Annotated in this window: 13 protein-coding genes; 9 read left to right on the top strand and 4 right to left on the bottom strand. The window is 42.3% G+C overall.

Annotation, left to right across the window (positions count from 1 at the left end; genetic code table 11):
* Positions 1–53: 53 nt before the first annotated feature.
* On the bottom strand, positions 54–1,328 hold the full coding sequence (locus MKX34_RS31480; RefSeq protein ID WP_076296988.1) for a HAMP domain-containing sensor histidine kinase: 1,275 nt from the start codon (positions 1,326–1,328) through the stop codon (positions 54–56).
* Positions 1,328–2,005: a response regulator transcription factor gene (locus tag MKX34_RS31475; RefSeq protein WP_036682288.1), complete on the bottom strand. Its 678-nt coding sequence runs from the start codon at positions 2,003–2,005 to the stop codon at positions 1,328–1,330. Before MKX34_RS31475 ends, MKX34_RS31480 begins: the two co-directional genes overlap by 1 nt.
* A gap of 260 nt (positions 2,006–2,265) precedes the next feature.
* On the opposite strand from MKX34_RS31475, the gene MKX34_RS31470 reads away from it, so the two are divergent.
* From MKX34_RS31470 to MKX34_RS31460, 3 genes are read left to right on the top strand one after another with little or no spacing between them, the layout of a single operon-like run.
* Positions 2,266–3,009 carry a polyphosphate polymerase domain-containing protein gene (locus MKX34_RS31470; protein ID WP_076105108.1) on the top strand — a complete coding sequence of 248 codons (744 nt, stop codon included), beginning with the start codon at positions 2,266–2,268 and terminating at the stop codon, positions 3,007–3,009.
* Positions 3,002–3,682 carry a DUF4956 domain-containing protein gene (locus MKX34_RS31465; RefSeq protein WP_076132792.1) on the top strand — a complete coding sequence of 227 codons (681 nt, stop codon included), beginning with the start codon at positions 3,002–3,004 and terminating at the stop codon, positions 3,680–3,682. The genes MKX34_RS31470 and MKX34_RS31465 overlap by 8 nt, the downstream gene beginning before the upstream one ends.
* 23 nt (positions 3,683–3,705) lie before the next feature.
* Positions 3,706–5,775, top strand: coding sequence for a carbohydrate-binding domain-containing protein (locus tag MKX34_RS31460; protein WP_076296989.1), 2,070 nt, complete (start codon positions 3,706–3,708; stop codon positions 5,773–5,775).
* Positions 5,776–5,843: 68 nt separating this feature from the next.
* On the opposite strand, the gene MKX34_RS31455 is transcribed toward MKX34_RS31460, so the two are convergent.
* Entirely contained in the window at positions 5,844–6,410 is a 567-nt protein-coding gene (locus MKX34_RS31455) for a TetR/AcrR family transcriptional regulator (protein WP_063829811.1), read from the bottom strand.
* A gap of 269 nt (positions 6,411–6,679) precedes the next feature.
* Between MKX34_RS31455 and MKX34_RS31450 the strand changes: the two genes are divergently transcribed.
* From MKX34_RS31450 to MKX34_RS31440, 3 genes are all read left to right on the top strand, one after another.
* Positions 6,680–7,441: an SDR family oxidoreductase gene (locus MKX34_RS31450; protein ID WP_036682280.1), complete on the top strand. Its 762-nt coding sequence runs from the start codon at positions 6,680–6,682 to the stop codon at positions 7,439–7,441.
* 427 nt (positions 7,442–7,868) lie between these two features.
* Positions 7,869–8,663 (top strand): alpha/beta hydrolase, encoded by a 795-nt coding sequence (locus tag MKX34_RS31445; RefSeq protein WP_036682278.1) that lies wholly within the window; start codon positions 7,869–7,871, stop codon positions 8,661–8,663.
* A gap of 38 nt (positions 8,664–8,701) precedes the next feature.
* Complete coding sequence (locus MKX34_RS31440; RefSeq protein WP_076296990.1) at positions 8,702–9,691, top strand: sensor domain-containing diguanylate cyclase; 990 nt, start codon at positions 8,702–8,704, stop codon at positions 9,689–9,691.
* A gap of 16 nt (positions 9,692–9,707) precedes the next feature.
* On the opposite strand, the gene MKX34_RS31435 is transcribed toward MKX34_RS31440, so the two are convergent.
* Positions 9,708–10,559 (bottom strand): leucine-rich repeat domain-containing protein, encoded by an 852-nt coding sequence (locus MKX34_RS31435; RefSeq protein WP_076296991.1) that lies wholly within the window; start codon positions 10,557–10,559, stop codon positions 9,708–9,710.
* Positions 10,560–10,694: 135 nt separating this feature from the next.
* Here MKX34_RS31435 and MKX34_RS31430 point away from each other — a divergent pair, with 135 nt between their 5' ends.
* From MKX34_RS31430 to MKX34_RS31420, 3 genes are all read left to right on the top strand, one after another.
* On the top strand, positions 10,695–11,378 hold the full coding sequence (locus tag MKX34_RS31430; protein ID WP_076140610.1) for a Crp/Fnr family transcriptional regulator: 684 nt from the start codon (positions 10,695–10,697) through the stop codon (positions 11,376–11,378).
* A gap of 151 nt (positions 11,379–11,529) precedes the next feature.
* The gene (locus MKX34_RS31425) at positions 11,530–12,417 is read left to right on the top strand and encodes an EAL domain-containing protein (protein ID WP_306018811.1); all 888 of its coding nucleotides are present in this window, start codon (positions 11,530–11,532) and stop codon (positions 12,415–12,417) included.
* A 110-nt stretch (positions 12,418–12,527) separates the two neighbouring features.
* Entirely contained in the window at positions 12,528–13,100 is a 573-nt protein-coding gene (locus tag MKX34_RS31420) for a hypothetical protein (protein WP_244886409.1), read from the top strand.
* Positions 13,101–13,179: the final 79 nt, after the last annotated feature.

The raw sequence follows: 13,179 nt of genomic DNA, 5'->3' as shown, positions 1-13,179 counted from the left end.
TAAAAAGACTCAAACCTTAGAGATAACAGGGTCTGAGTCTTTTTTACTTGTAGTTATGAAAGATGTACGTAAAACGTGGTGGACTCGCCGACGAAACTTTTGGCATAAATTTTTCCTTTATGCTGTTCAACAATGGATTTGGCAATCGCCAGCCCTAGGCCATATCCTCCTTGTTTACGCACCCGGGAGGCATTTGTACGGTAGAATCGGTCAAAGATGCTCGCTAAGTGCTCCGGTGCAATGCCCTCCCCCGTATTGGTGACCGCTAACACCATGTCATTATGTTGTTTTTTAAGGGATAAGGTGACTGAGCCTTTAGGGTTCGAATATTTTACAGCATTGTCCAAGAGGATCATAATCACTTGTTTGATCTGTTCACTATTGCCTAGCACTGTCAGATCAGGCTCGATGTCATATTCAAGGGAAATATGCTTCTCAAAGATTACAGCTTCCATCGTTAAAATGATATTTTCAACCACGTCGCTCAGATTGAATTTCGAATAAATCATTCTCGATCTGGAATCGTCCATCTCGGTCAGGTACAGCAGATCATTGGTCAGGCTGGTCATTCTCTCTGTTTCCGATTTGATATAGTGCAGCCACTTGGACTGATTGTGAATGGTGTCATCACTGTTGGACAGGAGAACATCCGCATTGGTGTTAATAATGGTCAACGGCGTCTTCAACTCATGGGAAGCATCCGCAATAAATTGTTTCTGTTTCTCAAAAGCCTCCTTTACCGGCGCAATTGAACGATTAGCAAAAAAGCGGCTAGCGAAGTACAAGATAATCAGCATCACTGAGCCAACTACAGAGAAGGTATAGATTAGATTGGTGAGGATTTTTTGCTCTGCAGTGATGTCCAGAAATACAAGCATCGCCCCATCACTCGTATGCTGGATGTTGAAGATCCATTTGCTGCTATCCAAGGTGAACCTTCCGGTATCTTTACCGGCACTTAGCGCTTCTTGCAGAGCCGTATTATAAAATTCATCGTCCATAGTAAATTTGGAATCTTTCCCTATGAGGTTCGACGCTGTATCTATCTTCAGCATAAATGAGACTGACCGTTCAGGAGGTGGAGTCCCGTTATCCATACGTTTATTATCAGCATGGGGTAACTGGGAACTTCCCTTAGTTGAGCCCATTCGTCCTGTATCACCACCGGGAGACTTGTAGTTTTCCATGATTCTGTGAAGATCCATCTGAATATTGTTTTGGACATCTTGGTACGTAATTACATAAATCGAGATGAAGGCCACCAGCATGATCACCGAGATAGTGACTAAGTTAACAATAAGAAACCGATTTCTGAGCTTCGTGAACATTAGGTCGTCACCTCTAATACATACCCTACGTTTCTGATCGTACTAATACGTACGGTCGAATTTAAGAAGGTCAGTTTTTTTCTCAAAAAAGAAATATACACCTCTACATTATTGTGCTCAGCATCAGAATCGAAGCCCCACAGCTTCTCAATAATTTGTTCTTTGGAGGTTACGGCTTGTTTCCTCAAGATAAGAAGCTCCAATAGTTCACATTCCTTTAGATTGAGCTTGATCTCTTTGCCACCCACGGTAAGCTTCAGATTGGATGTATTCAGTTCAATATCCCCGAACTTTAAAGCATCATCCGGTATCACCTCGCCTTTACGTCTTAGTACAGCCCTTATTCTTGCCAATAAGATCTCTGAGGAAAAAGGTTTGGCGATATAATCGTCAGCCCCATAGTCCAGCCCAGTGACCATATCTGTAATCTCACCCTTTGCAGTAAGCAGGATAACGGGAGTGGGTATCCCCTTTTTTCGCAGCATCTTGAGGACGCTAACCCCATCCATCTCAGGCAGCATAATGTCGAGCAGCAGCAAATCATAGATTCCACTCAGTGCATAATCCAGACCCGACCTGCCGTCATGGACTGCATCCACCGAATAATTATGTTTTTTTAATATTTGAGTTAAGGCTTCAGCGAGATGAAGCTCGTCTTCTACTATTAATATTCTCATGGTTTTGCCATCCCCTACATAGAACCAGTATTTGTTATTGAGGTCATTATATCAGTATTACCTTTATTGAACCTTAATGAAGAGAGACAACAGCGGCCGGAAGTCCAACATACACCGCAGTTACGATGTACACCTGTGTTAAGGGAATGTAAAAGATAATCAATAATTTGTAAAACCATTTAAGATTCATTAAAGGTTTGGGATCTAAGATACATTCATAAGCACACGAGACAACGATAAACAGAAAGGATTGATCACATATGGCGATTGAGGTATTCAACCGTTATGAGAACAAATATTTGTTGGACAACGAAGCCTACTATAAATTTTATAACCAATTGCTTGAATACATGGAACTAGACGATTTCAACAAGCAACATGAGTTTTACTCCATAACCAACTTATATTATGACACGGAGCACAATACCCTGATTCGTAACAGTCTTGCGAAGCCCAAGTACAAAGAGAAGCTTCGTTTAAGAGCTTACGGTGTTCCAAATCAAGATACGAAGGTGTATCTGGAAATCAAGAAGAAGGTATTTGGTCTTGTTAATAAAAGAAGAACGTCGCTCAAATTAAACGAGGCTTATGATTTTGTCGCCACCGGCATGGAACCGGAATTCAAGGATTACATGAATAAACAGGTGATTGAAGAGATCAAATATTTTCTGACACGCTATGATTTGCAGCCCAAGGTGTATCTGTCTTATGACCGAAAAGCGTTGTTCTGTAAAAACAATCGCGATCTAAGAATTACATTCGATACAAATATTCGCAGCCGCCGGTACGATCTGAAGATGGAGCACGGTGTTCATGGCGAACCCTTGCTGGAGCCGGGGCAGTGGCTTATGGAAGTAAAGGCTGAGAACACGATTCCGGTCTGGCTGGCCAAAATGCTCTCAGAGCATCAAATGTACCGTACAAGCTTCTCCAAGTACGGCAACGAATATAAAAAAATGCTGAAGAACAGTAAAACAGAACGGGAGAGTGCCCTCTATGCTTGATTCATTATTTACCGTAGCAACTAGTACAGAGTTAACGTTTACCAACGCACTGCTAACTATTTTTATAGCTATTGCTCTTGGCGGGATCATTAGCTACACCTATATGAAGACGAATGCCAGCGGCTATTCGCAAAGCTTCACACTGACGATGGTACTGCTGCCCGTAATTGTGGCAATCATCATTTTGCTTATCGGCAGTAATGTTGCCAGAGCTTTCAGTCTTGCCGGGGCGTTCTCCATCATTCGCTTTAGAAGTGCGCCGGGCGATCCGAAGGATATCACATTTGTTTTGTTCACCATGGCTTCTGGACTTGCCTGCGGAGTGGGTTCCTTTGGATATGCAGTTTTGTTCACCCTTATCCTATGTGCCCTTATGTTTATCCTTAACCGGACTAACTTTGGCGTAAGAACAACGTCGCAAAAAACATTAAAGGTAACCATCCCGGAGAGTCTGGGATATGAGGAAGCCTTCGCTGAAGTATTCAATAAATATAATGTTGGGTACGAGCTTAAAAAGATTAGAACAACTGAGCTTGGCAGTTTATATGAGCTGGTCTACGCTGTAACGCTGGGTGAGGCTGTGAACCAGAAGGAATTTTTGGATGCGATTCGTACCCGGAACGGTAATTTAGACCTCTCGCTGACCATGACTCCAACTGCTAATGACTATTAAGATAACGAAAGGATGGATGAAAAATGGATAAATATATAACCGGAAGTAAAGTAGGAATCTTGCTATTGTGTGCATTACTTATGTCGGCTTGCAGCACCAATTCCACAACAACACAGTCTGAAGCGGCGGGTACAGCAGCAGCCTCGGGAACAACGATAACTCAGAACGGGGCTGCCACGGGAGTACAACTGGCAAGCGCCAAATTGTCCGATCTGGTGACGTTCGATGAAGAGGATTCTAATACAACTTGGACGGCTGACCAATCGACGGAAATTGCTTTGGCTGGAACAAGTGCGCTTGTTGACGGCACCGGGGCTGAGTCTAAGGATGGCTCAGTGACAATTACTGCAGCAGGAACTTATGTGCTGTCTGGTAAGCTGAGTGATGGACAGATTGTAGTTAATAATCAGGATGAAGGTAGTGTGCACTTGGTACTGAACGGTGTGAACATCACGAACAGCGATAGTGCTGCAATTGATATTAAAGAAGCGGGCAAAGTAATCATTACCTTGGAAGACGGGACGGAGAACTCCGTATCTGATGGAGCAACTTACGTGTATGCCGATGAAACTACAGATGAACCAAGTGCGGCTATCTTCAGTAAAGCGGATTTAACGATTAATGGTACCGGGAAGCTGTCTGTTTCCGCTAACTATAATGACGGAATTACGAGCAAGGACGATCTGAAAATTATGGGTGGCACTATTGAAATTAAGGCTGCCGATGACGGGATTGTAGGTAAAGATCTTGTCGCTGTACAAGACGGAAATATCAGCATAACGGCAGAAGGCGATGGTATGAAATCAACCAACGATACTGAGACGGACAAAGGCTTCATAGCAATAGCAGCAGGAACATTTGATATTACGGCTGGTAATGATGGAATTCAAGCTGAGACTTCACTTGTAATAGATGGCGGAACATACACCATAGTTACGGGTGGGGGCAACGAGAAGGGTGAAGTGAAAACAGGTGATCAAGGGCAAGGTATGGGCATGAGAGGTGGCCGAGGTCAGGGAACAGGGGATCAAGCACCAGGAACAACAGGAACCTCAATACCTGAAACAAAACCAGAGACGATGCCAGAAACAAAACCGGAGGTACCAACAACGGAAGCACCAACAACGACAACAACGGCAACAACTACAGAATCGGAAACACCAAGTACTAAAGGATTGAAGGCTGGAGGAGATATTAGCTTAAACAACGGAACCTTTACCATCGATTCTGCTGATGATGCAGTGCACAGCAACAGTAACATTGCTATAGCTGATGGAGAATTCAACATCAAAACTGGCGACGATGGAATCCATGCGGATGCCTTGGTGGCGATATCTGGTGGCAAAATTGATATTACGAAGAGCTACGAAGGGATTGAAGGAGCAAACATCGAGATTTCCGGTGGCGAGGCTCATGTGGTTGCTTCTGATGATGGAGTGAATGTAGCAGGAGGTAACGATGAGGCGACTGTAGGCGGCGGCCCTCAGGAGCAGGATCAATTCAGCGATTCTGCTAGCAATATGCTAACGATTAGTGGAGGAACACTAACGGTGGATGCTTCAGGTGACGGGCTGGATTCGAACGGCTCCATCACAATGTCGGGTGGCACGGTTATTGTCAATGGACCTACCAATAGCGGTAACGGTGCACTTGATTTCGACGGTAGCTTTGAACAGAGTGGAGGAATTTTGGTGGCTGCGGGAAGTTCGGGCATGGCACAAGCACCGTCTGACACCTCTAGCCAACATGCAGTGAGCATGACTTTCCCTCAGACCCAGGAGGCTGGAACCTTGGTTCATCTAGAGGACAGCGAAGGCAACACAATCCTGACCTTTGCTCCTTCGAAGAGCTATCAAACGGTGGTGATTAGTTCACCGGATCTGAAGGACGGAGGTTCTTACACCCTCTACTCGGGAGGTACCTCGACTGGTAGTGAAGCGAACGGACTGTATACGGATGGTGAATACACAGGAGGAACAAAAGTAGTAGCGTTCGAAATTACCAGCAGCGTAACTTGGCTAAATGAATCAGGAGTAACAACCGCAAACACTAATCAAGGTCCAGGTGGCGGTGGTGGAAACAGAAGACCTTAGTTTGTAAATTGCATATCAAAAGCCACTCCAGCATTATTTTGGAGTGGCTTTTGATAGTTTGAGGTAAATCAGTCGCCGTTAACAGGGATGGAATTCTGTTTAATCGGTTGATTTGAAGTATTGATGATCACATTATGTGAATTAAAAGACAGAATCTCAATCAGCTGCTCTGCCATATGGTTAGCTGTATATTTAAATCCGCCTTTTACCCATTCTATGATTAATCCAAATAGAGCATAGGCGGTATAACTGGAAAACAATTCGATATTAACATTGGTATTAGTGTTATTAACTGCGACTAAGTCCCGCTTGGTGAGCTCCTTTAAGAGGTCGCAAATCCTATTTTGGAACCCTGGCAGAACATTGGAATTTATAATGATGGTATAAAAATTAGAGTAAGAGACCACATGTTCAAAAATCTTGATGCTCGAGGTGGTCAGCTCACTAACTATAAATTTATCGGTATGAAGATAGGGTTCTTTATAAGCCTTAATTAAATCCTCCAACACATCATCAATTAGCTCATTCAGAAGTTCTTCTTTGGTTTGATAATGTTTATAGAAGGTTCCGCGGTTTAAATCGGCAAGGGTAACGATATCGGTTATCGTAATGGTGCGGAAATTCTTTTTTTCCATGATTAATATCAATGCGTTTTTAAGCTCTTTACGCGATTTGCTAGTTCTCCGATTATTTTTAAGCAACAGAAGACCACCTAACTGTCTATTTTCTAATCCTATTTGAACAGAATCCTGCATTATATATATTTATGAACATTTGGTGTCCCATTTGTATATTGATAGTTAAATTTTAGAGGATTAAACTTGAGTAGTATAAATTTTAAGCGTTAAAGAGATTTTATATATTGATATTTACATTATAGATAAACGTAAAGGAGACTTCCAACATGAAACTTCAAGACAGAGTTGCAGTGGTTACCGGGGCGGCATCAGGTATGGGGAAATCTATCGCAGAGTTGTACGCTAAAGAAGGGGCGAAAGTGATTGTAGCCGATCTTAATCTCGAAGGTGCAGAACAAGTAGCTGCAGGGATCAACAGTAATGGTGGAGTAGCTAAGGCACTGAAAGTAAATGTTGCCCTAGTTGAAGATATCGATAGCATGATTGATACCGCAGTAAAAGAATACGGAACACTAGATATTCTTGTTAATAACGCCGGTATTATGGATGGGTTTGAGCCAGTTGGCGACATTAGCGACGAGAAATGGGATCTTATCTTTGATATCAATACCAAAAGTGTAATGCGGTCCACTCGTAAAGCAATGCCTATTTTTCTGGAAAAAGGAAAAGGGGTTATCGTTAATACCGCTTCTACAGGTGGCGTAAGTGGTGCCCATGCGGGAGCAACTTATACTGCCTCTAAACATGCTGTAGTAGGCTTGACGAAAAATACAGCTTTTATGTATGCCAACAAAGGGATTCGTTGTAATGCTATCGCACCGGGAGCTACTGCCACAAACATCAGTGCTTCAATGAAAAATATAAATGAATTCGGCGTGAGCCGTACACAATTAACACAGGCTGTGATCCCTCGTGTAGGTACACCTGAAGAAATCGCACAAGTTGCGTTATTCCTGGCTTCGGATGATTCCAGTTTTGTGAACGGAGCTATCATCGCTGCTGATGCGGGTTGGACTTCTGCATTCTAAATGTTGGTTGTCTACCTCTGCCTCAACAATTTATCCACGGAGTCTTAGGGACCCAGATGGCGTTATTCGCAAATTTTCAGTCTTTTGAGAAGGGATTCGGACTCCAGAGACGCTATTTCATATAAATCGACCCATATTTGGTGTTTTCGCGCCAATAGCTGCAGTGGAGTCCGATAGCAATTCAAATATGGAATAATGGCGCATTTAAGGTCTGCTGGGTCCGCCAACCAATTTTTTCGGGCAAAATGTTATCGGATTAAACGAAGGAGTGCCCCAGCACGCTACCATTATGCCAAATGATGACCCAAACGGGATGTTACATAAAACTCCGCTAGAGATTAATCTAGCGGAGTTTTTTATACGCTTGATATTTCCAGGGGAACCCTGCAAAATAGAGAGAATGCTAACTATAGAGGAGTTATATGAAATGAACGATGTTATGGTGCGGAATCATGTAAAAGTCATTGGAGCAGGAGAAAAAACTATCCTTTTTGCGCATGGATTTGGGTGTGATCAAAGCATGTGGCAGTTTATTACGCCATCATTTGAGAAAAAGTATCGAATCGTTCTATTTGATTATGTAGGCTCAGGCCATTCAGATTTAAGCGCATATACATCGGATAAATATCATACTCTCCATGGTTATGTACAGGATGTACTAGATGTCATCGAAACATTTGAACTCAAGGATATTATTTTTATAGGCCATTCTATTAGCTCTATGATCGGTTTGCTTGCTTCAATCGAGCGGCCGGATTATTTTGATAAAATGATTATGATCGGACCTTCCCCACGTTATTTAAATGAGGGAGATGCTTATTTCGGGGGCTTTGAAAAAAGTGATATTACTGAGCTTCTGGATATGATGGAGATGAATTTCGCGGGCTGGGCTAGCTTTATGGCTCCACTTGCGATGAATAACCCTGACCCAATGTTGACTAAACAGCTGGAACGAAGTTTTATTTCGGCCGACCCTATTATCGCTAGAGAATTTGCGGAAGTTACATTTTTTTCGGATCATAGAGAAGATCTGCCTAAAGCGACAGTGCCTACACTCATATTGCAATGCTCGGATGATAGTATCGTTCCTATAGAAGTAGGAGAATATTTACATAGACACTTGAATAATAGTACGTTCCGGTTAATGGAGGCCAAGGGCCATTATCCGCATATTAGCCATCCACAGGAGACCATTACTTTGATTAATGAGTATCTTAGGTGAGATGGAGAAGATTATGGTGTTGAAAGGATATTTAGACAATGGATGACCGGTTAAAATATGCGCCGTGCGGATATGTTTCCATTACCCATGAAGGAATGATCCTCAATGTGAATCAAACCTTTTTGGATGGGATGGGATATCAGCAGGTTGATTTGGTAAATAAACATTTTGAATCTATCATGTCTACGGCGAACAAGCTTATTTTTCATTCATACTTCTATCCTTTTATCAATCTGAATGGACATGTAGAAGAGCTATTTATCAATTTGAAGGACAGCAAGGGACAAGCCGTCCCTTACTTGTTAAATGGTAGACGCCTCGAGTGTGAAGGTGTAGAGGTCATTGATTGTATTCTCGTACAGATGGGCAAACGTATTGATTATGAGCTAGAGTTACGATCTGCGAAGAAGCAAATAGAAGAGGCCTATTGGGAAAAAGATCAGGCGCTGGCAAAGCTCAAACAAATCCACCTTGAAATCGAGCAAAAGCAAGCTGAATTGCTGGAGATGAATGCCGTTTTAGTAGAGCTATCTACTACAGACAAGCTTACTGGATTAAAGAATAGAAGGTTCCTGCAAGAAAAGCTGGAAGAGCAGATTGCAGCGTATCACCGTGATCAGGCGCCTTTTTCATTATGTATTTTAGATATTGATCACTTTAAAAATGTGAATGATACCTACGGTCATCAGATGGGTGATTATGTCCTGGAGAAATTGGCGAGTATCCTGAAATCCCAATCTCGTAAAGAAGATATCGTAGCTAGGTATGGTGGTGAGGAGTTTATCCTTCTGCTGCCTAATATAGATTCATCGGATGCCAAGGCTATAGCGGACAATTTGCGGCAATTCATAGCCAGCTCCACTTGGGAGATTGGCAGGGTTACGGTAAGCATCGGCATAGCTACTTTTGAAGCAACCGATACAGACATCACTCTTCTGGAAAAAGCTGACCATGCGCTTTACGCTTCGAAAGAACAGGGGAGAAATCGCGTTACGCATATTATGGATTTGAGTGAAAAGCTTCTTTAATTGGAGGCTTTTTTTGTTATTTATAAACGATACATCCTCTTTGCTCTAATTGCTCTAATAATTCTGTTCTTCTTAAGCTGTGATTCCATCTTAAATCCAGTTTCTCTAATCGTCCAAGTTGTAGAATCGAATCCGGGATTTCTTGCAGATGATTATCTCTTAAATCAAGCTCAACAAGGCTGCTTAATTGACCTATTTCCTCAGGAAGCTGATTAAGTTTATTTTTTCTAAGGTTCAGTCTTCTTAACTTGCTTAAATTACCGATAGATGAAGGCAGCTTAGTGATTCGATTATCACTTAAATCAAGTATCCGAAGTTCTTCTATAGCACCCAAATGTTCTGGTAACATGACCAGTTGATTACCATAGAGATGGATCTCTCTTAGCCCTTTTATTTGTGTGATCGAATCAGGTAAACATTCTAGCTGATTATAATAAAGCCGCAATTCAATCAGACTGCTCATTTCGCCTATACGGGCAGGCAATTGCTTGAGATGATTATCTGTTACGTTCAGATACTTAAGTTTCTGGAGAATACAGAGCTGCTCCGGCAGCTGTTCGAACTGATTATTGCTTAGGTATAGAAAAGAATCCAACCCCTGCAATCCGCCAATGCTCTCCGGCAACACCTTCAGCCGATTATGGCCTAAATCCAGCATTCTTAGGTGAACTAAGCGACCGATGTTCTCGGATAACTGTTCGATTTCATTGCCCGCATAATTAAGTGCCTCTAATTCGTCATGAAGGAAGAGCTGATCGGGAATCTCTTTAATATGATTGTTGTACATGCTCAGTTCTAGCAGCGGATTGCTCTCAAACACGACATCTGGCGTTTCAATAAGTCCTTTTCCGTCAAAATTATATTTCATGAATGGATCTCCTTTGTAATTTGTATTGGCATCAAGCCTATGTGACAACGTTACGATAGAATATAACAGGATGATGATTTATTATCAGTATGTTGGCATACAAAACTATGGAATGTGTTAGAAAGGAATAATGAGATGGAAGCTTCTTTTTGGACTGGCACTCGCTTTTTTCAAGGTTTACCCTCGGAGAAGATCGAGGCGGTCTCAGGATTATTCACTTATAAGGCATATTCTAAGGGGACCCTGGTGTTTGCAGAATCAGATCCGGGGGATTATGCCTACATTATCTATTCGGGGATTATAAGGGTGTACGCTACCACGAAAGGGAAAGAGCATACCGTAGATCTTTTTGGAAAAGGCGATTTCTTTGGCGATCTGGAAGTGATCCATCCCTCCAATATAAGAGTGCTGTCTGCGGTGGCTATGAATGATACTGTATTATTTGAGATTAAACATGAGCTTTTTAAGCAGATGCTTGCCGATTACCCGTTGATTAAGGAGCAATTGATGCTGCTGCAAATGGACCGTTTATTTTTATCGAATCGGTTATTACATGAAATGAAATTTCATGATGCGAGAGCGCGTGCGATATTTACGCTGAGAAGACTATACCAAAGATTTGGAGTAGAGGAGCAAGGCAAACAGAGGATTGATCTTCGATTGACCCATCAGCAGTTCGCGGATATGATCGGAACGTTAAGGGAGACGGCTACCCTTGTGCTTAAAGATCTGCAAGAGCAAAAGATTATTGAGATTCAACATCAGCAGATCACCGTGTTAGACGCGACATATTTACTGGAGTATACGGATTTCGATTGAGAAGAGCCGTTCCGGGATCTTTTTCAGAGAATCGATTATTAAAGGGGTTATGAATATGGCTTGTAATCATTGTGTAGTAAGAGAGCTGAATTTTCAAATCAAGGCTCATGGTGAGCTTAATCTTAGGGTTTTACCTGAGGTTATTCATCACTTGAGTAGAAGTAATACGATACATAAGGTAGAAGAAAATGTGATTACGATTAAGGAAGCTGAAGCGCGAGATCTTCTAGATTTCTGTAACGATCATATGGAGTCCGGGAAAATTGAATTTCGTATAGATGACCAAGCATGGAGACCTCTATCCGAGATGTCTACTGTAATGGATATGAAGTGGATTGATGAGGTTATCACTAAGGGTCTTGTTACTTGTTACTTCCAACCGATTGTGAACGTAAGGGAAGAGATTTTTGCATACGAGCTTTTATCGAGATTTAAAAAAGAAGATGGATCCCTTATCTATCCTAATGAGATCTTTGCGGCAGCACGGAATCGTGGGCGTTTATATGCTTTAGACCGGTTATGTAGAATGACTGCCGTAAAATATGCTGCGCCCTTAAATAAAAAAACGTTTATTAATTTTATCCCTACATCAATTTACGCTCCAGAGTTCTGCTTAAGATCAACCGTTGAACTGGCCAATCAATTAGGCGTCGACCCCTCTCTTTTTGTCTTTGAAGTTGTTGAGACGGAGAAAGTGGATGATCTCGCTCATTTGAAAGCTATTTTGACATATTACAAGGATCGGGGATTTGAATACGCTTTAGATGATGTTGGTGAGGGCTTCAGCACGATCGAGATGTTATTGGAGCTTAAACCTCATTACATGAAGTTAGATATGAAATATGTTCAAGGCGTGTCCAGTGATCCGAACAAACAGAAAATAGCTAAACAATTTTTAGAAAAGGCTTTAGAAATCCAATCTGTTCCTTTAGCAGAAGGTGTGGAGTTTAGAGAGGACTTTGAATGGCTTAAGCAGAGTGGTTATCAGTTGTTTCAGGGATATTTATTTGGAAAGCCTGATCCTATTCCCAAACAGTAATCCTAATGAGTATATATCGGTCCAGAGGATGAGATGAATTTCAGGTCAGAGTCTGAGTACAGCCAACCCCCGGGGTTGTATAATTTAGGTAATTTGAAAAGGGGGACGGGATGGATATGAAATGGCATCAATTTGTAACGCGCTGGGCGGATTCTAGGGGCTTTGATGGACGAGAAATTGATTATCAATGGCCTTCTCCCTCATTTCCGGTCATCAGTATTCGTAGTAATTTAGGGCGATACTCAGGTCAAAAGTATGGTCATGGAAGTAAACCCCGTGTAAAGACAGCTGTTGGTTTAATCGCTATTGGAGATGTAGCTGTCGGATTGATTTCCATAGGTGCGATAAGCGTGGGCGTACTTTCCTTAGGAGCAATATCACTGGGAATGTGGTTAGCGATTGGAGCAATAGCACTTAGCTGGCTTGGCTTCGCAGTGGGAGCGATTGCGATTGCAGGAGTGGCTGTAGGAGCGATCGCAATCGCGGAAAAAGCGTTGGGGGCCATCGCCATAGGGGATACGGCGTTTGGTGCGATAGCGATAGGCAGGATCGCTGGGGGTGCCATAGCTATCGGACAATGGGCATATGGTGTAATCGCAGTTGGCGAACATGGTTTCGGATTAATTCCCATCACGGGCGATGTGTGGAATTGGTTCCGGCGTTTGTTCGGATCGGGGAGTTAATTAGACCTCCAGTCCTAAAGGATCCCATTCTCTTCCGGGATAGTCGATAAATAATATCTATCACATGAGAAAAACTAAT

This window comes from Paenibacillus sp. FSL R5-0636 (assembly GCF_037974255.1).
GTDB classification, from domain to species: Bacteria; Bacillota; Bacilli; order Paenibacillales; family Paenibacillaceae; genus Paenibacillus_AQ; species Paenibacillus_AQ odorifer.
The sequence above is the reverse complement of the archived record's forward strand: the minus strand, read 5'-3'. Positions and strand labels throughout refer to the sequence as shown.

What these genes read in the sequence shown, in the direction of transcription:
- MKX34_RS31480 (WP_076296988.1), bottom strand. Translation starts at nt 1,328, where the DNA reads ATGTTCACGAAGCTCAGAAATCGGTTTCTTATTGTTAACTTAGTCACT.
- MKX34_RS31475 (WP_036682288.1), bottom strand. Translation starts at nt 2,005, where the DNA reads ATGAGAATATTAATAGTAGAAGACGAGCTTCATCTCGCTGAAGCCTTA.
- MKX34_RS31470 (WP_076105108.1), top strand. Translation starts at nt 2,266, where the DNA reads ATGGCGATTGAGGTATTCAACCGTTATGAGAACAAATATTTGTTGGAC.
- MKX34_RS31465 (WP_076132792.1), top strand. Translation starts at nt 3,002, where the DNA reads ATGCTTGATTCATTATTTACCGTAGCAACTAGTACAGAGTTAACGTTT.
- MKX34_RS31460 (WP_076296989.1), top strand. Translation starts at nt 3,706, where the DNA reads ATGGATAAATATATAACCGGAAGTAAAGTAGGAATCTTGCTATTGTGT.
- MKX34_RS31455 (WP_063829811.1), bottom strand. Translation starts at nt 6,410, where the DNA reads ATGGAAAAAAAGAATTTCCGCACCATTACGATAACCGATATCGTTACC.
- MKX34_RS31450 (WP_036682280.1), top strand. Translation starts at nt 6,680, where the DNA reads ATGAAACTTCAAGACAGAGTTGCAGTGGTTACCGGGGCGGCATCAGGT.
- MKX34_RS31445 (WP_036682278.1), top strand. Translation starts at nt 7,869, where the DNA reads ATGAACGATGTTATGGTGCGGAATCATGTAAAAGTCATTGGAGCAGGA.
- MKX34_RS31440 (WP_076296990.1), top strand. Translation starts at nt 8,702, where the DNA reads ATGGATGACCGGTTAAAATATGCGCCGTGCGGATATGTTTCCATTACC.
- MKX34_RS31435 (WP_076296991.1), bottom strand. Translation starts at nt 10,559, where the DNA reads ATGAAATATAATTTTGACGGAAAAGGACTTATTGAAACGCCAGATGTC.
- MKX34_RS31430 (WP_076140610.1), top strand. Translation starts at nt 10,695, where the DNA reads ATGGAAGCTTCTTTTTGGACTGGCACTCGCTTTTTTCAAGGTTTACCC.
- MKX34_RS31420 (WP_244886409.1), top strand. Translation starts at nt 12,528, where the DNA reads ATGGATATGAAATGGCATCAATTTGTAACGCGCTGGGCGGATTCTAGG.